The organism is Albidovulum sediminicola (assembly GCF_025751575.1).
GTDB lineage: Bacteria > Pseudomonadota > Alphaproteobacteria > Rhodobacterales > Rhodobacteraceae > Albidovulum > Albidovulum sediminicola.
Genome location: NZ_JAOWLA010000006.1, coordinates 151,282 through 173,857, shown reverse-complemented (window position 1 = coordinate 173,857; position 22,576 = coordinate 151,282). Strand labels below are relative to the sequence as shown.

Genomic DNA, 22,576 nt, shown 5'->3' with positions numbered 1-22,576 from the left:
AGCTCAGTTCGTGTTGGCGGCCGGTTCGGTCTTGGACACCACCTGCGCGATGGAGGAACGCACCACGCGCACCTTCACGCCGTCGGCGATCTCGACCTCGACCTCGCCGTCGCCGTCCTTGACCTTGGAGATCTTGCCGATGATCCCACCCTGCGTGACCACCTGGTCGCCGCGGCGAAGGGCCTCGACCATGGCGCGGTGTTCCTTCACCTTCTTTTGTTGCGGGCGGATCAGGAAGAAGTACATGATCGCGAAGAGCAGCAGCAGGAAGGGAAGCTGCGACAACAGCGCGCCCGCGCCGGGGTTTGCGCCGGCGGCTTGGGCGTAAGCGGGGGAAATCAGCATTGGAGGCGTCCTCTCGTCAGATCGGGCGCTTCTGCCCGTTTGGTCGCGCAGGAACCTATAGTCGCCACCCCGCCTTTGCAAGGCTGCGCGACACCGGCACGAGGCGGCGTTTGCGCCGCTGCGGCGGCGCGGATCTTGCGGGCCGAGAACAAAGACGGTTTCACCCGACGACCGCATCGCCCCAGGGTCGCCATCCCGATCAGGAGTGCGTCGTGGACAAACGCATCGCTTCGCCCGCGCAGGCCGTCGCCGGCATTCCCGACGGCGCCACGGTGATGAACGGTGGATTCGGCGGCGCAGGCGCCCCGATCGAGCTGATCCATGCGCTGATCGACCGTTTCCTGGCCACGGGAAGCCCGAAAAAACCTGACCGTGGTGAACAACAACGCGGGCAACGGGTACGTGGGGCTTGCAGCATTGATCGAACATGGCCTTGTCGAGCCGCTGGTCTGTTTCTTCCCGCGCTCGGCCGACCCGCGTGTCTTCACCGAGCTTTCCCGCGCGTGCAGATTCGTGCTGGAACTTGTGCCGCAGGGCGACCTGGCCGAGCGCATCCGCGCTGGCGGGGCGGGCGGCATCGACCCGGAGCATGTGGTCACGCCCGGTATCTTCGTCCGAGCAGTCGTCGAGGTTCCCGACCCTGCGCAGGAAGAGGTGCTGAACCGCGCGCAGGCCCGCTGCCCGGAGGCGTGGGCATGACCGCCAAGCTTACTAACGCCGAGATTGCCTGACGCGTCGCGCAGGACATCGCGGACGGCGCCTATGTCAACCGCGGGAACGACTTCCCAGAACTGGTCGCCCGGTTCCAGCCGCCCGGCCGCGAGGCCGTGTTCCATACCGAAAACGGCGTCCTCGGTTTTGGCGGCGCCCCGGCGCCGGGGGACGAGGACTGGGACCTGATCAACGCCGGCAAGACGGCGATCACCCTGAAGCCCGGCGCGGCTTTCTTCCACCATGCCGGCAGCTTCGCCACGGTGCGCGGCGGGCATCTCGACGTGGCGATCCTGGGCGTCTATCAGCTGGCCGAAAACGGCGACCTCGTGAATTGGTCCACTGGCCCGGGCGGCGTTCCGGCGGTGGGCGGCGCGATGGACCTCGTGCATGGCGCGTGGCGGTCGTGACCGACCATGTCACGCGGGAGGCTCAGCCCAAGCTCGTGCGCCGCTGCACCCTGCCCCTGACGGGCCTCGGGTGCGGGGCGCGCGCCTACACCTCGCTCGCCGTAGCCGATATTCGGGACGGGCATTTCGTGCTGCGGGAAAAGCTGCCCGCCCTATCGCTCGCCGCACGGCAAGCCGTCACCGGCGCCCCCCCCTTTCACCTTGACGGCCCGGTGGCCGACCTCATCGTTCCGGATCTCTGAGATGACCGAAGCCGTCATCGGCGACTTCATCCGCACCCCGATCGGGCGCTTCGGGGGGGAGCGCTTTCGATGGTGCGGACCGACGACCTTGGCGCGGTGCCACTGCGCGCGCAGATGGCGCGCAACGCGGGCGTGGACTGGGCGGCCGTAGATGACGTGATCTTCGGCTGCGCCAAACAGGCGGGCGAGGACAACAGCAAGGTCGCGCGAATGTCGCTGCTACTGGCCGGGCTGCCAGTCGAGGTTCCGTGGTGACACCTCTGCATTGCTATACGAGCGACATTTCTGAACGGCGTTTACACCCCCGGCATCCTGTACTTGCCTACGCAAGCCAATTCGCCGGGCGATGAAAATGTCTTTGGCGGCGCGGTAAGGCCGTTGGCCCGGAGGTGTCAAAGACCGAGCGGCTGGAACAAGGGCGGTCTGGCGCAAACGAGACCGGATTTCTCTAGGCTCCGCCCGTCGGCAGGTCACGGGGTCGGCCTTTCGCGCGGTCGGGTTTCGTACCCAGCCGGGTCACAAGCTCCGCCACCCTTTCGGCGTTGGTTCGGGCAAGGGTGCCATTGCTGTTCAGTCGATTGTTCTCGAACCCGATCCGCGCCTTTCCGCCCAGGGCATGGGCCGCCATCAGGCAGTCGGTCTCTTGCGCGCCGAAGGCGCAGACGGCCCAGTCGATATCCGGGAAATGACCCAGGAGCCTTGCGGCGGGCGCCGCAAGATCCTGCGGCGCAGAGGTCTGGCCCGCCGTATAGCGGCCAAGGACGACCAGCACCTTGAGGTCCGGGCCGGGCACCACCCCCTGCCCCACCAGCCGCGCGAGATGGTCGATATCGCCCGCGTCGTACAGGATGTGCTGGACGCCTACCCCGTGGTCGCGGCAGGAAGCGAAGAACGCCCGCGTCACGGCATCGTCCTGGCCTGCAGTGATCTCGCGTAGCGCGATCGACACCGCCTCTGGCCAGAGATCGGCGACGAGGGCGCGCTGCTCCTCCGGCGAATACACCCCGACGGCCTCGGTTGTGATCTGGGCATAGAACCCCGGCAGGACCTGCGCAAGCTCACCCAGAAGCTCTCGGTAAAGGCCCGCGTCCAGAACGTGCCCGCCGCCTGCGTCGCGCGCATGGGCGTGGATGCCGTCGGCCCCGGCAGCGGCGCAGGCGCGGGCGGCCTCCACGATCTCGGGGATCGTGAGGGGGATGCCGGGGTGATCGGCCTTGGTCAGACGCGCCCCGTTTGGCGCGACCATGATCCGGGGCAAGGGCCTCATGCCGCGATGGCCCGGTCGATCGCACCCGAGAGCTTCGTCACCAACTCGTCGATCTGCGCATCCTCGATGATGAACGGGGGCGCCAGCAACAGGTGGTCGCCGTGCACCCCGTCGATTGTCCCGCCCATCGGGTAGCAGATGAGGCCCGCCGCAAAGGCCTCCGCCTTGATCTTCGCGTGGATCTTGCGCGCGGGATCGAAGGTCGCCTTGGCCTCCCGATCCGCGACAAGCTCGACGCCCCGGAACAGCCCTCGGCCCCGGATGTCGCCCACATGGGGATGCTGCCCCAGCGCGCCGCGCAGTGCCTGGTCGAGTTTGTCCCCTTGCGTGCGCACACGGGCGAGCAGGCCCCTCTCCTCGATCTCGCTCAGGACCGCGTTGGCGGCGGCGGCGGCCATGGCGTGGCCCATGTAGGTGTGCCCGTGCTGGAAGAATCCCGAGCCCCCGGCGACGGCGCCGTAGATCGCACCGCTGACCATGAGCGCGCCGATCGGCTGGTAGCCCGCGCCCAGACCCTTGGCGATGGTGATCATGTCGGGGGCGACCCCGTCTTCGAGGCAGGCGAAGAGGTACCCCGTCCGCCCCATGCCGCACATCACCTCATCAAGGATCAGAAGGACGCCGTGACGGTCGCAGATCTCCCGGATACGCTTCAGGTATCCGGGAACCGCGGGAACCGCGCCGGCAGTGGCGCCGACCACGGGCTCGGCGACGAAGGCCATCACCGTCTCGGGCCCCAGGCGCTGGATCTCGTCCTCAAGCTCGTCGGCGACACGGCGGCCATAGGCCTCCTGCCCCTCGCCCTCGGCGCGGTCGCGGTATTCGTAGCAGGGCGCGATATGGGAGGTCTCGACCAGAAGCGGCGCGAACTGCGCGCGGCGCCATTCGTTGCCCCCGGTGGCGAGCGCGCCCAGCGTATTGCCATGGTAGCTTTGGCGCCGCGCGATGACGCGGTGGCGCTTGGGCTGGCCGATCTCCATGAAATACTGGCGGGCCAGCTTGATCGCGGCCTCGACCGCCTCCGACCCGCCGGAGACGAGGTAGACGCGCTCGATCCCCTCGGGGGCCTCGGCAACCAGCCGGTCGGCAAGCGCTTCTGCGGCATCCGAGGTGAAGAAGCCGGTATGCGCAAAGGCCAGCCGGTCCAACTGGTCGTGCAGCGCCGCACGGACGCGCGCGTTGGAATGGCCAAGGCAGGAGACCGCCGCGCCGCCGGAGCCGTCAAGGTAGCGCTTGCCGGAGGCATCGATGATGTAGCAGCCATCGCCGGAAACGGCGGTGGGCAGTTGACCTTTCGTCGAACGGCCGAAGATGTGTTTGGGCATAGGTCAGATCCTGACGACGTCGATGGATTGCTTGGCGTAGCGGACCACCCGGGCTGCGTTCGGCCCGAGGAGGTGGTCGGAAAGTTCGGGCCGGTGCAATCCCATGACGATCAGATCGACCGACAGCCGGTCGGCGGCGCGCAGGGTCTGGTCGTAGATCGTACCGTGGAGGACATGGGGATGCACATCGACGCCTTCCGGGACGTTGGCCGCGACCCATTCGCCAAGCTTCGCCCCGATCACTTGCAGCATGTCCTTTTCATAGCCGCTACGGAAGTGGCTCGACACCTGCGAGTGACCGAAGTCCTGAAGCACCGAGGCGACATGCGGGATCCCACCCTCGCCCAGCAGCAAGAGCGCTTCGGCCAAGGCTCTGCGGGCACTGTCGGGGTTGTTGAGGTCGATGGGCGGAAGATCGGTCTTGGCCATGGCGGAGTTCCTCAGAAAGCGGGCTTGGTCTGCCGGCGGCGTTGCATGACGATGACAAGCCCAAGAAGCAGCATGAAGATCAGGTGGCGCCCGACAGATACGCCACCAGCCCCGCCAGTTCGGTGCCGATGGGCGTCTTGGTAAGGGTCGCGACGAAGAGGAACACGAAGGAGGTCGAAACCCCCAGCGGAATGCCGAAGACGCCGGTCGTGTCGAGCCACTGGGCGTTCACGATGTAGACGAAGGACAGCCCCTTGTGCTCGATGATGCCGGGGATGAGCCAGCCGCTGCCGACATAGTCATAGGCCAGGAAGACCGCGCCCACGACCGTCAGCGCCAGTTCGCGCGAAAACAGGAAGACCTAGAACGCGCAGGCCGACCCGACGATGGCCAGCGCCTAGTCGGTCAGCGGAATGCGGTCGCGCGGCGAGGACTTGAGCGCCGGATAGGCCAGGAAGGCCAACAGTATCGCGAACGCGAGGTGCACAGGGCGGGTCTGGCCGACCTTGTCTTGATCGCTCATGTCATCCCTCCCCTCTTGAAAGCAGGGCCGCCGCCTTGCCGGCGGCGACCCGGGACTTCACTGGTTACGCTTCGGGACCACTTGATCAGGCCGACTTCGCGATAGTGCTTCTCGGCGCACGGATGCAGCGGCGCGGAAAGCCCGTCGGAGACCATCTGCGCCGGATCGTGGGTGGCAAAGGCGGGCTGCAGCCCACGGAATGCGTCGATGTCCGAGAAGTCGGGCTTCACCAGCGCATTGACGACATCATCGGGCAGTGCGGCCGAGGTGATCGGCGTCGCGCCGACGCCGATCACCTCGGCGTCTTTGCCGCGATACATGCCGCCCGGAATGGTGGCGTGACGATAGTAGGGATGGTCGGCGACCAGCTTGTCGACCGCCTCGCCGGTGACGTTGACCAGCACCACGTCGCAGGCCGTCGTCGCTTCCTGGGTCGAGCCCGAGGGGTGGCCGACGGTGTAGACCATCGCGTCAATGTTGTTGTCGCAAAGCGCCTGGATTTGCTCGGCCACCTGAAGCTCGGAGGTCAGGGCGAAGTCGTCCATCGTCCAGCCCAGCGCAGCCATGAGCACTTCCATCGCGCCGCGCTGCCCCGACCCCGGGTTGCCGACGTTGACGCGCTTGCCCTTCAGGTCCTCGAAGTTCGCGACCCCGGCGTCGGCGCGCGCCACGACCGAGAAGGGCTCCGCATGGATCGAGAAGACCGAGCACTGGTCGGGATTGGCGCCGCCCTTGGCAAAGGTGCCCTCTCCCATATAGGCCTTGTATTGCACGTCGGACTGGGCCACGCCGTAGGTCGGCTCGCCCGCCGCGGACCGCGAAAGTTTTCCGCCTTCGCGCGCTGGGTTCTCGACCATCTGGACGAGGTCGCCTTCCATTCGACTCGCAACCTCGCCCATCGCGAAGTGCGCGCCTCAGCGCGATCCTGACGGTCGAAATGATCCTGGCATCAATGGCGGCGCAAAGCGAAATCGCGGCCGAGCGCATCGAGACCTTCGACAACCGGTTCGCGGGCGACGGCGGCTACCTGGCGCTCAACGCGGGCTCGCGGGTCAAGTGTTAGCGCCCTTCGCCAGTCCTTTCTGTTTCGATTAACGTGACAGTAGGCCGCAAAACGGGATACTTGGCCTTGAGAAATTTGAGACCGGCGGAGCTCTTGGGTTTGTCGAGACTTGGCTTCCGGTGCGTGCGATGGTCCGCCGATAGCATCCGTGAATCGACGGGTTGAATTATGACTTGTGCAGATTGCCCGCCCAGAGCCGACAGCCTGATGACCCCCATGCAGTCCTGGATGCTGCTTGAGAGCAACGGTGCGGGCAGGCCCTGGCTCAACCTCGAACAGGTCGTCGTGCATCTTGAGGACAGGCCCTGGCCGCCCGAGGCGATGGCCAACGCATGGCGGACGGTGGCCAGTCTTCATCCGGCGCTTCGCACGCGCGTCGATTGGCGCGACCAGCCGCGGCCGGTTCAGACAGTCGGGTACGCGCCCGATGTGAGCTTCGAAGCCCGGGATCTGCGCGCCACCGCGCCGGACGGACAGGACGGCGCGCTGGAAAGCTTCCTGGACGAGGATCGCCGGCGCGGGGTCGATCCTGCGGCCGGACAAGCCTGGCGCGTGACGCTGATCCGGCTCGCCCCTGCGCGCCATGTTCTGGTCTGGACAGTCCATCATGCGCTGATCGACGGGCGCAGCATGGCGATCGTGCTGGAGGACGTGTTCTCGATCCTCGACACCGGCGCCCCGGTCTCCGCCGAAATGCCTGCGCAAACCTATCTGGACCTCTGCGACCGGATCGGCGACCCGCCATCGGCCGAGGCGGAGTCGTTCCTTGCCCGGCACCTCGACCGGTTCGAGCCGCCAGGGCTTTTCCCACACCGGGACGAAGGGCGGGGGGAGCGGCGCAAGCGGCTTCTCTCGCGCCACCTTGATGAGGCCACGACGGCGGCGCTGCACGACGCGGCCCAGCGCGCGGGCGGGACGCTCAACACTTTGGTGCAGGTCGCCTGGGGCCTGGTCTTGGCACGCTGGCACGACCACGACGACATCGTCTTTGGTGCCACGCGCAGCGGCCGAAAGGTCCTTTCCCGTGCTGAACGCGCGGTCGGCTGCTTCATCAACACTCTGCCCATGCGCATGCGCATCGGGCACGAGGCCACGCTTGCCTCCCTGGTGCAGGCGATGCGCCGCGACACACTCGCCCTGCATCCCTTCGAACAGGTCTCGGCGGGGGAGATCCGGCGTATCTGCGGCATGCGCGGGTCCGAGCCACTCTTCGAAAGCGTGGTCATGTTCGAACGCGGCAGCCTCGAAGGCCTGTTGCGCGCGACAGGGCCGGCCTGGTCCAAGCGCCGGATCGACCTGCGCGAGGAAGGCGACATGCCGCTTTCCATCGCGGTCTATGCGGACGCGGCGATGCGGATCGACCTCGAATTCGACCCGGAACTGGTGTCCGAGGACAAGGGGGCGCGGATGTTGACGCATCTGTGCAACCTGCTTTCGACGCTTGCCACCGCCGATCCCGATACCCCGGTTCACGCGCTAGAGATGATGGACGCGGACGAACGCGCCGCGCTTATCGCGCTCGGCACGCCGGAGCATACGGTCGGTGAACCCTTTGATCTGGTCGACCGCTTCCGCGCGACCGTCGCGCGGGCCCCCGACGCCATCGCGGTGGAAGCGGCGGGCATGGCGGACGACCGCCTCAGCTACGGCGCGCTTGAGGCCCGTTCCGACCGGCTGGCCGCCCTACTCCAGTCCGAGGGTGCGGGCCCCGGAGAGATCGTCGCCATCAAGCTCGGCCGCTCGCCGGATTATGTCGTGGCGCTCATCGCCGTACTCAAGACCGGCGCGGCCTTCCTTCCGGTGGACCCCGCCTACCCGGAGGCCGTAATCGCGCATATGCTGGGCGACAGCGCCGCGCGGCTGATCGTGACCGACGACGCGGCCTTTGCAGTTCCCGGCGCGCGCGTCATCAGGCCCGACGCAGATCCGGGCGATAGGACACTCTCCCCCTTGCGCCGGGATCCAAACGGCCGGGCCTATGTCATCTACACCTCTGGCTCCACCGGCTTGCCGAAAGGCGTGGTGATCCCCGACAGGGCGCTGGCTGGCCATGTCGACGCGGTGACGCGGCTCTATCGTCTTACCCCGGACGATCGGGTGTTTCAGTTCCTGAGCCTCTCCTTCGATTTCTCGCTGGAGGAGATCATCCCGACGCTCCTTTCGGGCGCGACGCTCGTGTTGCGCAGCGACGCTGCGGCAGACTCCGCGCGCACCTTCCTTGACGAGATCGCAAGCCAGCGCGTGACAACGGTTTACCTGCCAACGGCTTTCTTCCATGTCCTGGTCGATTTCATGTCGTCCGGCGGGCTGCGGATGCCGCCCGGCGTCCGAACGATGAACATCGGCGGCGAACGGGTCGATCCCCGGGTCCTGCGGGAATGGCTGCGGATTGAGCCCGAGATCGAGACGCTGAACGGCTACGGCCCGACGGAGACCACGATCACCTGCACTGTGTTTCGCGCAGGTCCCGATCTTCCCGAAGGCGAGATCCCGATCGGGTCCGCGACCGACCACACCTGCCTCTATGTCGCGGCCAAGGACGGCAGCCTTGCCCCCCGCGGTGCGATCGGAGAGCTGTGGATCGGCGGCGTGGGCGTCGGCGACGGCTATCTCGGCCTGCCGGACCGGACCGCCCTCTCCTTCCTGCCCGACCATTTCCGCGGCAAGGGCCGCGTCTACCGCTCCGGCGACAGGGCAAGCTGGCGCCCTGACGGCGACCTCAATTTCCTGGGCCGGAAGGACAGGCAGGTAAAGCTGCGCGGCGTTCGCATCGACCTGGGTCAAATCGAGCGCGCGCTGGAACGATCGCGACCGGACCTGCAGGTCCTGGCCGCCGTGCGCGACCCGAACACGCCCAAGGCGCGTCTGCTGGCCTGGGCCATGGCCCCTGACGGTGCCGCCCCGGTGGACATCGAGGCGCTGAACCGCGCAGCAAGGTCGGACCTGCCAGCCGCGATGCGCCCGCAGATCATCGCCGTCTCTTCCTTCCCGCGCACGGCCAGGGGCAAGATCGACCTCGCGGCGCTGCCGGAACCGGAACACCACCCCCCACGCGTCGAGGACGACACCCCGATGAGCGAGCTGGAGACACGGATTGCCGCGCTCTTCACCCAAACGCTCGGTGGCACTCCCATCGGCGCACAGGACGACTTCTACGAACTCGGCGGGCATTCGCTGCTGGCCGCGAGCCTTGTCGGTCGGATCGAAACCGAATTGGGCGCAAAGATCAGCGTGCTGGAGTTGCGCAAGAATCCGACGCCACGCGGATTGGCCGAGGTGATACGCCGGGGATCGAGCGGGCCGAGGAACATCTTCCCGATCCAGCCCCTTGGTAGCAGGCCGCCGCTGTTCGCCGTGCATATCCTGGGCGGTGTCGATGGCGATTACTACACTGGCCTGGCCGAACAGCTGGGACCGGACCAGCCGGTGCTTGGCCTTTCCATCGGCGTGCAGGCGCGCGACAAGCCGACCGGGATCGAGAATACCGCAGAGCGGTATCTGGAAGAGATTCAGGAGTTTCACCCCGAAGGGCCGATCAACCTTGCCGCTGTGTCGCTGGGGGCCTACTTCGCCTGGGAACTCGCGCGGCGCTTGCGCGCAGCCGGGCGGGAGGTTGGGCTTCTCGTCCTCTTCGATGCGGCGGGACCGGGCGGCCGGGGCAATGTCTCGGGCCTGGCGCGGGTCCGCGCCAACCTCCGGACGATCCGTCACCGTGGTTACGGGGCCATCCCGGCCGCCATCGCGAACCGCTTGGAGGACCTGCGCTTCCGGCGGATCGCCAGCCGCCGCAAGCACCGCGCAAGCGCGGGCGAGCATATGGAGCTTGTGACCGGCGTGGACTTCATCGTCGCCAACCAGATGGCCGTGGACGCCTATGTGCCGCAACCGATCGATGTGCCGCTTACCATCTTCCGATCACAGGAGAACTTCTTCGATTCCGAAGCCTGCATCCGCAGCGGGCTTGGATGGCAGCGGGTGGCGCAGGGCGGGTACGAGGTGATCGACGTGCCAGGCGGGCATCTGACGATGCTGGACCCGCCGCATGTCACGATCCTGGCCGGGCATATCGCCCGCGCGCTGTCCAAGGGCGGATGACCGGAGGCCCGGCGGCGGCCGTCGACGCGCGTCGCTCAGTCCGCGACGGCCTCGCGTGCGATCTCGTCCAGCAGGCTCTGGACCTCCTGCATGGGGCCTTCCGGATAGCTGCGATACCCCACAATGACCTGCCCGTCGGTATCGGCCACGAAGATACCGTAGGGGCAATGCGCGATGTTGAGGGGATCGGCCTCCATCACCCGGCGCGAGGTGACGGCGGAGCAGAACAGGAAGACGTCGGCCGCATCGAAAAGCTTCACATCGCTGCCGACATCGGCACCGGTCCGCTCCAGCATCGCGCCGACATGGCTGACGTAATCGACGACCAGCCCCCGTCCGACGATGGCGCTTTCCACCGCGAAGGTCGCGTCATCGAAACTGGCGTCGGTGGCATAGGTCGTCACGCCCTCCGCGAAGGCAGGGGCCGACAGGGCCAAGGCGAAAATGGGTAGGGCAATCGGTTTCATGGTGTCCTCCCGGGTCACTGACGCGCACAAGGTGCCGCGGCCGCCGCAGGGTCAAAAGAGCGTAACGAAATCCGGCGCGCCGCGGTGCTGGCGGCTTTCGTGAACGGCGCCACCCAAGTCATTGATCCACCGCCCATAAGCGCATGTCACGGCGCGGCGGCCAACACATTCAGATTATGCAGAATCAAGGTGCCGCGCAAGCGCGCGGCCGCCCTGCGGTGGCGACCGTCCGGCTCTACTTCAGTTCGACCTCGACGAAAGACATTGGGGCCGCGCCGCGGTTGATCACATTGTGCTCGACCCCGCAGGGGCGCTTGTATGCTTCGCCCGCGCGCACGGTCGCCTCACGCGCGGTGCCGCCGGGCTCTTCGAGCAGCATCGCGCAGTCGGTGACCGCGCAGATGACATAGTCCATCCCGTGCCTGTGCCAGCCGGTCTCGGCCCCCGACGCGAAATCGAAGCGGGTGACGCGCACGGCGTCGTCCTCCAGCAGAAGCGTCGCGATGGCTTGGGGTCGTGTCATCTTTGCGTCCTCCTTCAAGCGCGGTCGGGGCCGGTCATGCCTGCCGGCCTGCGTCGCTATTGGTCTATCCCAACTAGCCCGCGACCGGAATGGACTGCGAAACCGCCCGCGCCTCATGGCCGCCCCTTGGCCACGATGCCATGAGAGGCCGCCCATCAAATTTCGACCGCCAGCCTTGATTTTTTCCGCGCGGTAAGAAATTGTAAAAAGAAATCGTAAGTTTCACAGGCGGGCGACTGGCCCACGGATTGGCACCTATGTCGGCGGAAAAGATCAAGAACATGGAGGAGTTTGCCGCGCTCAGCGGGATCTCTCGCCCGACCGTGTCGAAATACTTCCATGACCCGGAGAGCGTGCGACCCTCGACGCGCGAACGGATCGAGAAGGCGCTGGAACAGTACGACTACCGGCCCAACATTTTCGCGATGAACCAGAACCGCAAGCTGACGAAGAATGTCGGCATTCTGGTGCCTTACCTCGCGGACCCCTTCTTCGCCGAGATCGCGCGGCGAATCGAGACCTCGATGATCCAGGCGGGGTATCGCCCCATCCTGCTCAGTTCACACGGCGATCCCCGGCTGGAGGTCGAGAACCTGGACCTGCTGCGCTCCATCAAGCCCGCAGGCGTGTTGCTGGCACCGTTGGGGCGCGCCTCCGAACGCGCGGCGATCGAGAGATTCTGCAAGGACATCCCGACGGTCAACTTCGACGCGAATATCGAAGGGGTCGGGGAAGCCTTCGTCGGCCATAATAACACCCAAGCAACTGAATTAATGATAGAATACCTTACAAGATCGGGGGAACCGCCGGTCTTCTTCGAGATGCGCTCGCCCCCCAACCCGAACGCGCGCAAACGGCACAAAGCCTATGTCGCGACAATGGAGCGGTTGGGTCACACGCCACACATTATCCAGGTAGAGGGAGAAGGCTGGGAGCTTGAGGAAATCGGCTACCGCGGCGGCATGACGGCGATCACCGGCCGGCAGCTTTCGACCAACACCATCTTTTGCAGCAACGACCGCCTGGCGATCGGCCTTCTGGCGGCGGCCTATGAGCTGGGCCTGCGGGTGGGGCTTGGCGGCGGTTGCGCGCTGCGGGTCGCCGGGCATGACAACCACCCGTTCTGCCGTTACACTTGCCCCACGCTGACGACGATTTCGCACAACTACGGCGCCATCGCCGCGACCAGCGCGCAGACCTTGGTCGAGCTGATCGAATCGGGGGAGCGCAGTGCCGAACGACGGACGCAGCTTTTCGATGGCGAGTTGATCATGCGGGCCTCTGCGTAGAGGCCTGATTTGGCGCGGGTGCAAAAATATAATTTACGCGCGTAAAAAATTAAATTGACTCCCCGCGCGCTTCGGCGTTAGGCTGTTTCCCGTCACATCCAGAAACAGGGAGGAGTCGGATGTACCTTAGGAACGCACTTTGTGCGGTTTCGGCGCTATCGCTTTTCGCGGCCGGCGCTGCCACGGCCGAGAACATCGTGATCGCGACCGTCAACAACGGCGACATGATCCGCATGCAGGGCCTGACCGACGATTTCACGGCCAAGACCGGTCACACCGTGGAGTGGGTCACGCTTGAGGAAAACGTGCTGCGCCAGCGCGTGACCACGGACATCACGACCAAAGGCGGTCAGTTCGACATCATGACGATCGGCATGTACGAAACGCCGATCTGGGGCAAGAACGGCTGGCTGGTGCCGCTGAACGATCTGTCTGCCGACTACGACGTCGCCGACATCCTGCCGGCCATGGCGGGCGGCCTGTCCTACGAGGGGACGCTTTACGCCGCGCCCTTCTACGGCGAAAGCTCGATGGTCATGTACCGCACCGACCTGATGGAAAAGGCCGGGCTTTCCATGCCCGAGGCGCCGACCTGGGACTTCATCCGCCAGGCAGCCGCCGCGATGACCGACCGCGCCAACGACATCAACGGCATCTGCCTGCGCGGCAAGGCCGGCTGGGGTGAGGGTGGCGCCTTCATCACCGCGATGTCGAACTCGTTCGGTGCGCGCTGGTTCGACATGGACTGGAAACCGACCTTCGACAGCGAGGCCTGGCTGAACACCCTGACCTTCTTCAAGGGCATGATGGACGAGAGCGGCCCCGCCGGCTACGCGACCAACGGCTTCAACGAAAACCTGTCGCTGTTCCAACAGGGCAAGTGCGGCATGTGGATCGACGCGACGGTTGCGGCGTCGTTCGTGACCAACCCCAACGACTCGACCGTGGCCGACAGCGTCGGCTTCGCGCTGGCACCGGACAATGGTCTGGGCAAGCGGTCGAACTGGCTTTGGGCCTGGGCGCTTGCCATTCCGGCCGGCACCCAGAAGGAAGCGGCCGCCAAGCAGTTCGTCGAATGGGCGACCTCGAAGGGTTATATCGAACTGGTGGCCTCGAAAGAGGGCTGGGCCAACGTTCCCCCGGGCGCGCGGACCTCGCTTTATGAGAACCCGGACTACCAGGCTGTGCCGTTCGCCAAGATGACGCTCGACTCGATCCTGTCGGCGAACCCGAACAGCCCGACCGTGGATGAAGTGCCCTATGTCGGCGTCCAGTTCGCCGCGATCCCGGAATTCGCGGGCATCGCCACGGACGTGAGCCAGGAGTTCTCGGCCGCCTACGCCGGTCAGCAGACCGTGGAAGAGGCGCTGGCCAAGGCCCAGGCCATCGCGACCGACGCAATGGAAGCCGCCGGCTACTAAGCCCGGGCTTCCGACGCCGGGGGGGCGGTCCGCCGCCCTCCGGCCCCCACCGATCCTTGCAAAGACCAGGACACCGCAAGCACTGTGCATCTTGCGCAATCAAGGGAGGTTTGCCCGATGGCCACGAAAGCTTCGCGTTCCGCCGCCCGCGTCATGATGGCGCCCGCCGTCATCCTGCTTTTGGGCTGGATGCTCGTGCCGCTGATCATGACCCTGTGGTTCTCTTTCCGGAACTACCAGCCCCTGCGCGGCGGCGACCTGGGTTTTGCCGGGTTCGACAACTACATCCGATTCGTCACCTCCTCGGCGTTCTGGCCCGCGGTGGTCGCAACGCTCGTTATTGTCGTGGGCGCGCTCGCCATCACCGTAATGCTTGGGGTGCTGCTCGCCATCCTTCTCGACCAGCCGATGTGGGGACAGGGGGTTGTGCGCATCCTCGTCATCGCGCCCTTCTTCGTCATGCCGACCGTCTCGGGCCTGCTGTGGAAGAACATGTTCCTCGACTCGGTCAACGGGCTGTTCGCGCATCTCTGGAAGTTCTTCGGCGCGACGCCCGTCGAATGGCTGATCGAAAATCCCTTCCTGAGCATCATCGTCATCGTCTCCTGGCAGTGGCTGCCGTTTGCCACGCTGATCCTTCTGACCGCGATCCAGAGTCTCGACAGCGAGCAGCTGGAGGCCGCCGAGATGGACGGCGCGCCGGTCCTCAAGCGGTTCTGGCACATCGTCATCCCGCACCTGAGCCGGGCGATCACCGTCGTGATCCTGATCGAGACGATCTTCCTCTTGTCGATCTTCGCCGAGATCTTCGTGACCACCGCCGGCGCCTTCGGAACCAAGACGCTGACCTACCTGATCTTCCAGCGCGTGCTGGAAAGCCAGAACGTGGGCCTGGGTTCGGCAGGCGGGGTCTATGCCATCATCCTTGCCAATATCGTCGCGATCTTCCTTATGCGGATCGTCGGCAAGAACCTGGACGCGTGAGGTAGACCATGGCACGTGCCGTCACACAACGCCGCAAGACCTTCAACACCGCCCTCGCCTGGGCCGTCGGGCTCGTGATCTTCTTCCCGATCCTCTGGACAATCCTGACCAGCTTCAAGACCGAAGGCGATGCCATCGCCTACCCGCCGAAGTTCCTGTTCTTCGACTGGACGCTGGAAAACTACTCGATCGTCCAGGACCGTTCGGACTACATGCGCTACCTGTGGAACTCGGTCATCATCGCCGGGGGCTCGACGCTCCTGGGGATCATCGTGGCCGTCCCTGCGGCCTGGTCGATGGCCTTCGTGCCCTCGAAGCGGACCAAGGACATCCTGATGTGGATGCTGTCCACCAAGATGCTGCCTGCGGTGGGCGTGCTTTACCCGATCTACCTGATGTTCATCAAACTCGGGCTGCTTGACACCCGCACCGGCCTCGTGATCGTGCTGATGCTCATTAACCTGCCGATCATCGTCTGGATGCTTTACACCTATTTCAAGGAAATCCCCGGCGAGATCCTGGAAGCGGCGCGCATGGACGGCGCCACCCTGCGGGAGGAGATCCTCTACATCCTGACGCCGATGGCCATCCCGGGCATCGCCTCGACCGTTCTTCTGAACGTCATCCTTGCCTGGAACGAGGCCTTCTGGACGCTGAACCTGACGGCGGCGAAAGCCGGTCCCCTGACCGCCTTCATCGCCAGCTATTCCAGCCCCGAGGGCCTGTTCTACGCGAAACTCAGCGCGGCCTCGACCATGGCCATCGCGCCGATCCTGATCCTTGGCTGGTTCAGCCAGAAACAACTAGTTCGCGGCCTGACCTTCGGCGCGGTGAAGTGAGGGGAAAGACATGGGACGCATCGTACTCGACAAGGTGAGCAAGCGCTTCGGCGATGTCGAAGTCATTCCGCCGATCGACCTGGTGATCGAAGACGGGGAATTCGCGGTCTTCGTCGGCCCCTCGGGCTGCGGGAAGTCCACGCTGCTCAGGCTGATCGCGGGACTTGAGGACGTGACGAGCGGTCAGATCCGCATCGACGGCAACGACGCCACCAACCTGGCCCCGGCCCAGCGCCGGCTCGCCATGGTGTTCCAGTCCTACGCGCTCTACCCGCACATGACCGTGCGCAAGAACATCGCCTTCCCGCTGCGCATGGCCAAGCTCGACAAGGCGGAAATCGACAAGCGCGTGGCCAACGCCGCCGCCGTCCTGAACCTGACCGACTATCTTGACCGGCGCCCCGGCCAGCTTTCGGGCGGCCAGCGGCAGCGCGTCGCCATCGGGCGGGCCATCGTGCGCGAACCCGCCGCCTTCCTCTTCGACGAACCGCTTTCGAACCTCGACGCGGCGCTCAGGGTGGGCATGCGGCTTGAGATCAGCGAGCTGCACAAGCGCCTGGCCACGACGATGGTCTACGTGACCCACGACCAGGTCGAGGCGATGACCATGGCCGACAAGATCGTCGTGCTGCGCGCGGGCCATATCGAGCAGGTGGGCTCGCCCCTCGAACTCTACCGGACCCCGCGCAACATCTTCGTCGCAGGCTTCATCGGGTCCCCCCGGATGAACTTCATCGAAGGGGCCGAGGCCGCCAAGCACGGCGCCCACACCATCGGCATCCGCCCGGAACATATCGCGGTGTCGTCCGAGGCCGGTCCCTGGTCCGGCGTGGTGGCCGTGTCCGAGCACCTGGGCTCCGACACATTCTTCCACATTCACGACAGCGGTCTGGCCGAAACCCTCACAGTGCGCGCCGACGGAGAGGTCGGATTTCGCCACGGCGACCGCGTCTATCTGACCCCGCGAGACGACCAGTTCCACCGCTTCGACGCCAAGGGGCTTCGGATCGAATGAAGCGGCTTGAAGGGAAGACCGCCCTGATCACGGGCGCAGGACGGGGCATCGGGCGTGCCTTCGCCGAAGCCTATGTGCGCGAGGGCGCGCGCGTGGCCATCGCCGATATCGACCTGGCCCGCGCAGAGGCGACCGCCCGCGACATCGGCCCTGCCGCGATGGCGGTCGAAATGGACGTGACGCGCCAGGACAGCATCGACGCGGCGGTCGCGGCGGTGGCCGAGGCTTTCGGGCAGATCGACATCCTGATCAATAACGCCGCCATATTCTCCGCCGCCCCGATCGTGGAGATCGAGCGCGCCGACTACGCGCGCGTCTTCGACATCAACGTGGCGGGCACCCTTTTCACCCTGCAGGCCGTCGCGCGCCACATGATCGAACGCGGCATTCGCGGCAAGATCATCAACATGGCCTCGCAAGCGGGGCGACGGGGCGAGGCGCTGGTCGCGGTCTACTGCGCGACCAAGGCCGCGGTCATCAGCCTGACCCAGTCGGCCGGGCTGAACCTGGTCGCGCACGGGATCAACGTCAACGCCATCGCCCCCGGCGTCGTCGATGGCGACCACTGGGATGGTGTCGATGCCTTCTTCGCGAAGTATGAGGGCAAGGCGCCCGGACAGAAGAAGAAGGAAGTCGGTGAAGCGGTGCCCTACGGGCGGATGGGGACGGCCGAGGACCTGACCGGGATGGCGATCTTCCTGGCCTCGGACGAGGCGAACTACATCGTCGCGCAGACCTACAATGTCGATGGCGGAAACTGGATGAGCTGACCAATGCTCACGCGCGAGGTGCCCAAACCATGAAACTCAGCAACGCGACCCTCGGCCAGTTGCCCACCAACGTCCTGCGTCCCCACTATGACCGGTCGGCCCTGACGCCGGGCATCGTCCATATCGGCCTTGGCAACTTCCACCGGGCGCACCAGGCCTGGTACCTGCACCGCCTCATGCAGGCGGGCGAGGCCATGGACTGGGCGATCGTCGGCGCCGGTGTGCGCCCATACGATGCCGCGATGCGAGAACGGCTGCGCGCGCAGGACTGCCTGACCACGCTGATCGAGCTCGACCCCTCCGGCATCTCGGTCGAGGTGACGGGCGCGATGATCGACTACCTGCCCATCGTGGAGGGCAACGCCCCCCTTATCCGCAAGATGGCCGAACCCGCGATCCGCATCGTGTCGATGACCGTGACCGAGGGCGGCTATTACCGCGACGGCAAGACCGGCGGTTTCGACGCCACGCACGAGGACATCCGCCACGACGCCGCGAACCCGGACCGTCCGCGCACCGTCTTCGGCGCCATCATCGCCGCGCTGCGGCTGCGCCGGGACGCCGGCCTGCCCTCCTTCACCGCGCTTTGCTGCGACAACCTTCAAGGCAACGGGGCGATCCTGCGCCAATGCGTGGTGGAGCTTGCGCGGCTTTCCGATCCGGATCTGGCGGGCTGGATCGACACCAACACCGCCTTCCCGAACTCCATGGTCGATTGCATCGTCCCCGCGACGACACCAGAGGTGATCGAACGGGCGCGGCAACTCGGCATCGACGACGCGGCGCCGGTCACGCATGAGAACTTCCGCCAATGGGTGATCGAGGACGACTTCTGCGCCGGCAGACCAGCGTTCGAGAAGGCCGGCGCGACGCTGACCGACGACGTGCACAGCTACGAATCCATGAAGCTTCGCATCCTCAATGGCGGCCACCAGCTTCTGGCCAATGTGGGCGAGCTGCTCTCGGTCCCCACGATTGCTGACTGCATGGCCGACCCGCAGATCCGCGCCTTCTTCCGCAAGGTCGAGGAAGAGGAGATCGTGCCATTCGTCGCACCTGTCCCCAGCATGACGCCCGCAGCCTATCTGGACCTGATCGACCGGCGGTTCACCAACCCGCAGATCCGCGACACCACCCGCCGCGTGGCCTTCGACGGCTCGTCCCGCCATCCGGGCTTCCTGTTCCAAAGCCTGCGCGACGCGCTCGCCGCCGGGCAATCGGTGCGCGGCCTGGCGCTGGCAGAGGCTCTCTGGGCGCGGATGTGTGCGGGCGAGCGCGAGGATGGATCGACCATCGAACCCAACGACCCGAACTGGGACGACCTCCGTCGCGCGGCGCTGGCCGCACGCACCGCCCCCGCTGTCTGGCTCGCCCAGCCCGGGATCTACGGCACGCTTGGGGCCGAGCCGCCCTTCGCGACCGCATTCGCGGACGCGCTCGCCCGCCTGTGGCGCGATGGATGCCGTGAAACAATCGCGCGCTTCCTTGCCGACTAACCACTGCCGACAAGGCGCCTGGCCTGAAGCTTGCGCGCAGGGCGGAGCCCGGGCGGGCGGGCTTTGTATGCGGCAGCCCGATCCGCGGAACGCCGGCCGCAAGGCCCCATGACGCTACAAATCAGCGCTTCCGAAACGGTCTCGGATCCTCGGAAAGAGGCGATTCATGGGCGTTTCTTGGGAAAATACATATTGCGCGACTCACAACGCAATTGGCGACACATTTACGCCATACTCAAGCGCAATAGAATCATCAAAATGCAATCATAGGTTGATCATCACCCAATTCAGGCGTATTCCTCAGCGGAATTGTCTATTGTTTCCAACTAAAAACCCGTCACGGAGGGAAAAATCGGACCCTTCAGCGCGGCACACAAAAATTTCATTTGATCGCAAATCGGAAACAATTTCTTGGACCATCCAGACAAAAACTAACTAAAGGATAACAACCTTTAGACTTTTGTTTCGGGCGGCCACAACCAGATCTTCCGCCCGTTTTTCATGAATGACTTCGGACCCGCGAAAAGCGGACGTCACTCAAAAAAACGCCTTAACCCCGCCGCGAATTTCGTGTTCCCTTAGCTCATGGCGGTTCCGGAAAGCTCCACCTCCGGGACCTCCAAGTAACCAGTAGCGTAGTACCAGTGCTGTTTTTTAACGAGTATTGCCGACCGGGGTCGGCGCGTTGATACCACGGTGAGGTGTGCCGGGGCCGAAGTCTGCTCCGCCCCGGCATGCCTCGTGGTAACGGCACTGCAACAGGATCGGTCGATCTATGCAGAGCCATTTCGATCACCACCAAAGCGATTTCAAGGCCGCCGTCGCGCGCGCGCAATGGGCGCGCCCACGCACGGCAGAATGGACCCTGCCGGGACTTTGCTGGAACGCGCATGTCACGACCTCGTTCGGAGAGATGCCGATTCAGGGGCTGCGCAGAAACGATCCCGTGCGAACGGTCACGGGGGCCTTCGTGAAGGTCGTCGCGACCGACAGGATGAAACTCGACGAAGAGTTCCTGGAGCACTGCCCGGATGCCGCCCCTGTCAGAATTCCGGCCAACTGCTTCGGTCCCGGCCGCCCGCGCAATGACCTTCTGGTCTCACCCCACCAGATGATCGCGACCTCAGCGAACCCCTCGGCGCCGGAGTTGCGCCGCGCGCGCGATCTGCTGCAACGCCCGGGCGTGATGCGCCAGCCGAGCTTCGGCCATGACTACTACCTGTTTCACTGCGGCATCTCGACCTCGATCAGCGTTGAAGGCGTGCTGATCCCGACCGCCCCCTGAGGTCTAGTCCTCGGGCGTCTCGTCCCCGGCCTTGCCCACGCCCTTGCCCTCGCGGCCCCGGAACCCGGTCGCGACGACGAATTTTTCGGAACTGTCGGCGCGGCTTGCGGGGGGTTTCACGTTGGCGACCTTGGTGAAGGCGCGCTTGAGCATCGCCTGAAGCTCGCTTTCCGCGCCGCCGGCCAGCACCTTGGCCACGAAGGTCCCGCCCTCTTCCAGCACATCGAAGGCAAGCTCCACCGCCGCTTCGCAAAGGGCCATGATGCGCAGGTGGTCGGTCCCCTTGTGGCCGGATGCCGAGGCGGCCATGTCGCTCATCACCACGTCGGCCCGCCCGCCAAGCCATGCCTTGACCTTGTCGTCGGCGCCCTCGGACAGGAAGTCGAGCTGATGGATCTCGGCGCCCGCGATGGGCTCCACCTCCTGAAGATCGACGCCGATGACCCGTCCGACCTTCTTGCCGGACTTCTCGCCAAGGGCGTTCACGCGCTCAACCGCCACCTGGCACCAGCCGCCCGGCGCGCAGCCAAGGTCCACGACCCGCGCGCCCGGCACCAGGAAGCGGTACTTGTCGTCAAGCTCCAGGATCTTGTAGGCCGCGCGTCCGCGGTAGCCTTCTTTCTTGGCGCGCTGGACGTAGGGGTCGTTCAACTGCCGCTCCAACCAGAGGGTGGAGGACAGCTTGCGCCCCTTGGCGGTCTTGACCCGCACGCGCAGCTCCCGCTGCCCGCGGCCCGAGGTCTTGCCGGATGGTGTCTTGGCCATGTGCTGCGCCCTACCCTTTCGTTGCGGCCCAGATAGACCGGCGCGCGCGATCCCGCAACCGCAGAGCCTTAGTAGGGCCCGTCCTCCAGCACCCCGTCCGCCGACATCTGCGCGTAAAGCAGCCCCTCGCGCAGGCCGCGATCCGCGACCGACAGCCGGTCGGTCGGCCAGATGCGCATCAGCGCCTGAAGGATCGCCGCGCCCGACATGATCAGCGTGTGCCGGTCGCGCCCGATCCTGGGATCGGTCCGCCGCCCCTCTGGCCCCAGCGCCAGGTATTCGCGGATGACCCGGTCGATCTGGTCCGAGGTCATGCGCAGCCCGTCCACCTTGGTCCGGTCATAGCGCCTGAGGCCAAGGTGGCTGGCCGCAACGGTCGTGACCGTGCCCGAGGTGCCGATGATCTGGAACCCCTCGCGCGACTGGCTGGCGCTGTAGGGAGAGAAATCGGCCAGCTTCTCCTCAAAGAACCAGCTCATCAGCGCAAAGCGCGCGGCGTCGTCGTCGACATCGTTGAACTGGTCGTTAAGCGTCGCGACCCCCAGCGGGACGGAGATCCAGTCAACGACCTTCGCCGCCGGGAACGGGCTCGCGGGCGGGTGAAAGCCCGCGTGAAGGCGCATAATCGCGCGCGGGCGATCGCCGCGCGGCACCGCCGACAGGTCGATCCAGACCAGTTCTGTCGAACCGCCGCCGATATCGACGACCAGAAGCTGTTCGGTGCGGGTGGAGACGAGCGGCGCGCAGGACACCACCGCCAGCCGCGCTTCCTCCTCCGGCTCTATGATGTCCAGCGACAGACCGGTTTCCCGCCGGATCATCCTGAGGAAGTCGCGTGCGTTCTTCGCCCGGCGGCATGCCTCGGTCGCGACCAGGCGCATCCGGCGCACTTCAAGCTGGTCGAGCTTGCGGCGGCAGATCTGAAGCGCCTGGATCGTCCGCGACATGGAGGCGCGGCTGAGCCGGCCGGAAGCCTCCAGCCCCATGCCGAGCTGGACGGATTTCGAGAAGCTGTCAACGACATGAAACTGGCTGCCCTTCGGTTGGGCGACCAGCATGCGACAACTGTTTGTCCCGAGGTCCAGCGCCGCATAAAGCTGCGCGGGATCGGGTTTTGCGGCCTTGAGCGGCTCGACCGGGACCGGGAACGCGCCCTGACCGCCAGGACGCCTGGGCGCCATCTTCGCGCCCTCCGAACTTGAGTTGGGTCCAGATTAGACGCCCCCCCCGCATCAATCAAGCTGGCTTTCCGGTGAGAATTCGAACCCGTCGGATCGCGTTGACCACCACCGACTGGGACAACCCGTCGTGT

Annotated in this window: 19 protein-coding genes and 4 pseudogenes; 13 read left to right on the top strand and 10 right to left on the bottom strand. The window is 65.7% G+C overall.

Translation table 11 applies throughout. The features are described 5' to 3' along the window. Positions 1–3: 3 nt before the first annotated feature. Entirely contained in the window at positions 4–345 is a 342-nt protein-coding gene (gene yajC, locus OE647_RS08420; RefSeq protein ID WP_263721273.1) for a preprotein translocase subunit YajC, read from the bottom strand. Positions 346–557: 212 nt separating this feature from the next. Between yajC and OE647_RS08415 the strand changes: the two are divergent. From OE647_RS08415 to OE647_RS08405, 3 pseudogenes are all read left to right on the top strand, one after another. Then, positions 558–1,044 (top strand): annotated as a pseudogene (locus tag OE647_RS08415) (3-oxoacid CoA-transferase subunit A). Positions 1,045–1,091: 47 nt separating this feature from the next. Then, positions 1,092–1,708, top strand: a pseudogene (locus tag OE647_RS08410) (CoA-transferase). A 1-nt stretch (position 1,709) separates the two neighbouring features. After that, positions 1,710–1,954 (top strand): annotated as a pseudogene (locus OE647_RS08405) (thiolase family protein); the annotation flags it as partial. A 202-nt stretch (positions 1,955–2,156) separates the two neighbouring features. On the opposite strand, the gene OE647_RS08400 reads toward OE647_RS08405, so the two are convergent. The 5 genes and pseudogenes from OE647_RS08400 to OE647_RS08380 form a co-directional block, all read right to left on the bottom strand. Then, complete coding sequence (locus OE647_RS08400) at positions 2,157–2,975, bottom strand: beta-keto acid cleavage family enzyme (protein WP_263721272.1); 819 nt, start codon at positions 2,973–2,975, stop codon at positions 2,157–2,159. Next, positions 2,972–4,300 carry an aspartate aminotransferase family protein gene (locus OE647_RS08395; RefSeq protein WP_263721271.1) on the bottom strand — a complete coding sequence of 443 codons (1,329 nt, stop codon included), beginning with the start codon at positions 4,298–4,300 and terminating at the stop codon, positions 2,972–2,974. The genes OE647_RS08400 and OE647_RS08395 overlap by 4 nt, the downstream gene beginning before the upstream one ends. Before the next feature lie 3 nt (positions 4,301–4,303). Further along, on the bottom strand, positions 4,304–4,729 hold the full coding sequence (locus OE647_RS08390) for a universal stress protein (protein WP_263721270.1): 426 nt from the start codon (positions 4,727–4,729) through the stop codon (positions 4,304–4,306). An 88-nt stretch (positions 4,730–4,817) separates the two neighbouring features. Then, positions 4,818–5,228, bottom strand: a pseudogene (locus OE647_RS08385) (C4-dicarboxylate ABC transporter); the annotation flags it as partial. A 20-nt stretch (positions 5,229–5,248) separates the two neighbouring features. Further along, a complete protein-coding gene (locus OE647_RS08380) occupies positions 5,249–6,109 on the bottom strand; it encodes a TAXI family TRAP transporter solute-binding subunit (protein ID WP_263721327.1) in 861 nt (286 codons plus the stop codon). Between the two features lie 80 nt (positions 6,110–6,189). On the opposite strand from OE647_RS08380, the gene OE647_RS08375 reads away from it, so the two are divergent. After that, positions 6,190–6,315, top strand: a complete 126-nt coding sequence (locus OE647_RS08375) for a hypothetical protein (RefSeq protein WP_263721269.1) — start codon at positions 6,190–6,192, stop codon at positions 6,313–6,315. Between the two features lie 207 nt (positions 6,316–6,522). Next, positions 6,523–10,410: a non-ribosomal peptide synthetase gene (locus OE647_RS08370; protein ID WP_263721268.1), complete on the top strand. Its 3,888-nt coding sequence runs from the start codon at positions 6,523–6,525 to the stop codon at positions 10,408–10,410. A 35-nt stretch (positions 10,411–10,445) separates the two neighbouring features. Here the strand turns inward: OE647_RS08370 and OE647_RS08365 are convergent, their stop codons facing one another. After that, complete coding sequence (locus OE647_RS08365; protein ID WP_263721267.1) at positions 10,446–10,877, bottom strand: DUF302 domain-containing protein; 432 nt, start codon at positions 10,875–10,877, stop codon at positions 10,446–10,448. Between the two features lie 235 nt (positions 10,878–11,112). Further along, entirely contained in the window at positions 11,113–11,400 is a 288-nt protein-coding gene (locus OE647_RS08360) for a cupin domain-containing protein (protein ID WP_263721266.1), read from the bottom strand. A 257-nt stretch (positions 11,401–11,657) separates the two neighbouring features. Here OE647_RS08360 and OE647_RS08355 point away from each other — a divergent pair, with 257 nt between their 5' ends. The 8 genes from OE647_RS08355 to OE647_RS08320 all read left to right on the top strand — a co-directional run bounded on the left by OE647_RS08355 (position 11,658) and on the right by OE647_RS08320 (position 20,499). Further along, on the top strand, positions 11,658–12,689 hold the full coding sequence (locus tag OE647_RS08355; protein ID WP_263721265.1) for a LacI family DNA-binding transcriptional regulator: 1,032 nt from the start codon (positions 11,658–11,660) through the stop codon (positions 12,687–12,689). Positions 12,690–12,808: 119 nt separating this feature from the next. Continuing rightward, positions 12,809–14,110 (top strand): ABC transporter substrate-binding protein, encoded by a 1,302-nt coding sequence (locus tag OE647_RS08350; protein ID WP_263721264.1) that lies wholly within the window; start codon positions 12,809–12,811, stop codon positions 14,108–14,110. Between the two features lie 117 nt (positions 14,111–14,227). Beyond that, positions 14,228–15,094 (top strand): carbohydrate ABC transporter permease, encoded by an 867-nt coding sequence (locus tag OE647_RS08345; protein WP_263721263.1) that lies wholly within the window; start codon positions 14,228–14,230, stop codon positions 15,092–15,094. Positions 15,095–15,102: 8 nt separating this feature from the next. Further along, positions 15,103–15,933 carry a carbohydrate ABC transporter permease gene (locus tag OE647_RS08340; protein ID WP_263721262.1) on the top strand — a complete coding sequence of 277 codons (831 nt, stop codon included), beginning with the start codon at positions 15,103–15,105 and terminating at the stop codon, positions 15,931–15,933. A 10-nt stretch (positions 15,934–15,943) separates the two neighbouring features. Continuing rightward, positions 15,944–16,948 (top strand): ABC transporter ATP-binding protein, encoded by a 1,005-nt coding sequence (locus tag OE647_RS08335; RefSeq protein ID WP_263721261.1) that lies wholly within the window; start codon positions 15,944–15,946, stop codon positions 16,946–16,948. Continuing rightward, a complete protein-coding gene (locus tag OE647_RS08330) occupies positions 16,945–17,718 on the top strand; it encodes an L-iditol 2-dehydrogenase (protein ID WP_263721260.1) in 774 nt (257 codons plus the stop codon). Before OE647_RS08335 ends, OE647_RS08330 begins: the two co-directional genes overlap by 4 nt. Before the next feature lie 29 nt (positions 17,719–17,747). Next, positions 17,748–19,214, top strand: a complete 1,467-nt coding sequence (locus OE647_RS08325) for a mannitol dehydrogenase family protein (protein WP_263721259.1) — start codon at positions 17,748–17,750, stop codon at positions 19,212–19,214. A 775-nt stretch (positions 19,215–19,989) separates the two neighbouring features. After that, positions 19,990–20,499, top strand: a complete 510-nt coding sequence (locus OE647_RS08320) for a Hint domain-containing protein (protein WP_263721258.1) — start codon at positions 19,990–19,992, stop codon at positions 20,497–20,499. A gap of 3 nt (positions 20,500–20,502) precedes the next feature. Here the strand turns inward: OE647_RS08320 and OE647_RS08315 are convergent, their stop codons facing one another. Then, positions 20,503–21,264: an RlmE family RNA methyltransferase gene (locus OE647_RS08315; RefSeq protein ID WP_263721257.1), complete on the bottom strand. Its 762-nt coding sequence runs from the start codon at positions 21,262–21,264 to the stop codon at positions 20,503–20,505. A gap of 68 nt (positions 21,265–21,332) precedes the next feature. Further along, positions 21,333–22,445 (bottom strand): Ppx/GppA phosphatase family protein, encoded by a 1,113-nt coding sequence (locus OE647_RS08310; protein ID WP_263721256.1) that lies wholly within the window; start codon positions 22,443–22,445, stop codon positions 21,333–21,335. Positions 22,446–22,576 lie beyond the last annotated feature (131 nt).

Coding starts and splice junctions, on each gene's coding strand:
- yajC (WP_263721273.1), bottom strand. CDS start 345: ATGCTGATTTCCCCCGCTTACGCCCAAGCCGCCGGCGCAAACCCCGGC.
- OE647_RS08400 (WP_263721272.1), bottom strand. CDS start 2,975: ATGAGGCCCTTGCCCCGGATCATGGTCGCGCCAAACGGGGCGCGTCTG.
- OE647_RS08395 (WP_263721271.1), bottom strand. CDS start 4,300: ATGCCCAAACACATCTTCGGCCGTTCGACGAAAGGTCAACTGCCCACC.
- OE647_RS08390 (WP_263721270.1), bottom strand. CDS start 4,729: ATGGCCAAGACCGATCTTCCGCCCATCGACCTCAACAACCCCGACAGT.
- OE647_RS08380 (WP_263721327.1), bottom strand. CDS start 6,109: ATGGTCGAGAACCCAGCGCGCGAAGGCGGAAAACTTTCGCGGTCCGCG.
- OE647_RS08375 (WP_263721269.1), top strand. CDS start 6,190: ATGATCCTGGCATCAATGGCGGCGCAAAGCGAAATCGCGGCCGAGCGC.
- OE647_RS08370 (WP_263721268.1), top strand. CDS start 6,523: ATGACCCCCATGCAGTCCTGGATGCTGCTTGAGAGCAACGGTGCGGGC.
- OE647_RS08365 (WP_263721267.1), bottom strand. CDS start 10,877: ATGAAACCGATTGCCCTACCCATTTTCGCCTTGGCCCTGTCGGCCCCT.
- OE647_RS08360 (WP_263721266.1), bottom strand. CDS start 11,400: ATGACACGACCCCAAGCCATCGCGACGCTTCTGCTGGAGGACGACGCC.
- OE647_RS08355 (WP_263721265.1), top strand. CDS start 11,658: ATGTCGGCGGAAAAGATCAAGAACATGGAGGAGTTTGCCGCGCTCAGC.
- OE647_RS08350 (WP_263721264.1), top strand. CDS start 12,809: ATGTACCTTAGGAACGCACTTTGTGCGGTTTCGGCGCTATCGCTTTTC.
- OE647_RS08345 (WP_263721263.1), top strand. CDS start 14,228: ATGGCCACGAAAGCTTCGCGTTCCGCCGCCCGCGTCATGATGGCGCCC.
- OE647_RS08340 (WP_263721262.1), top strand. CDS start 15,103: ATGGCACGTGCCGTCACACAACGCCGCAAGACCTTCAACACCGCCCTC.
- OE647_RS08335 (WP_263721261.1), top strand. CDS start 15,944: ATGGGACGCATCGTACTCGACAAGGTGAGCAAGCGCTTCGGCGATGTC.
- OE647_RS08330 (WP_263721260.1), top strand. CDS start 16,945: ATGAAGCGGCTTGAAGGGAAGACCGCCCTGATCACGGGCGCAGGACGG.
- OE647_RS08325 (WP_263721259.1), top strand. CDS start 17,748: ATGAAACTCAGCAACGCGACCCTCGGCCAGTTGCCCACCAACGTCCTG.
- OE647_RS08320 (WP_263721258.1), top strand. CDS start 19,990: ATGCAGAGCCATTTCGATCACCACCAAAGCGATTTCAAGGCCGCCGTC.
- OE647_RS08315 (WP_263721257.1), bottom strand. CDS start 21,264: ATGGCCAAGACACCATCCGGCAAGACCTCGGGCCGCGGGCAGCGGGAG.
- OE647_RS08310 (WP_263721256.1), bottom strand. CDS start 22,445: ATGGCGCCCAGGCGTCCTGGCGGTCAGGGCGCGTTCCCGGTCCCGGTC.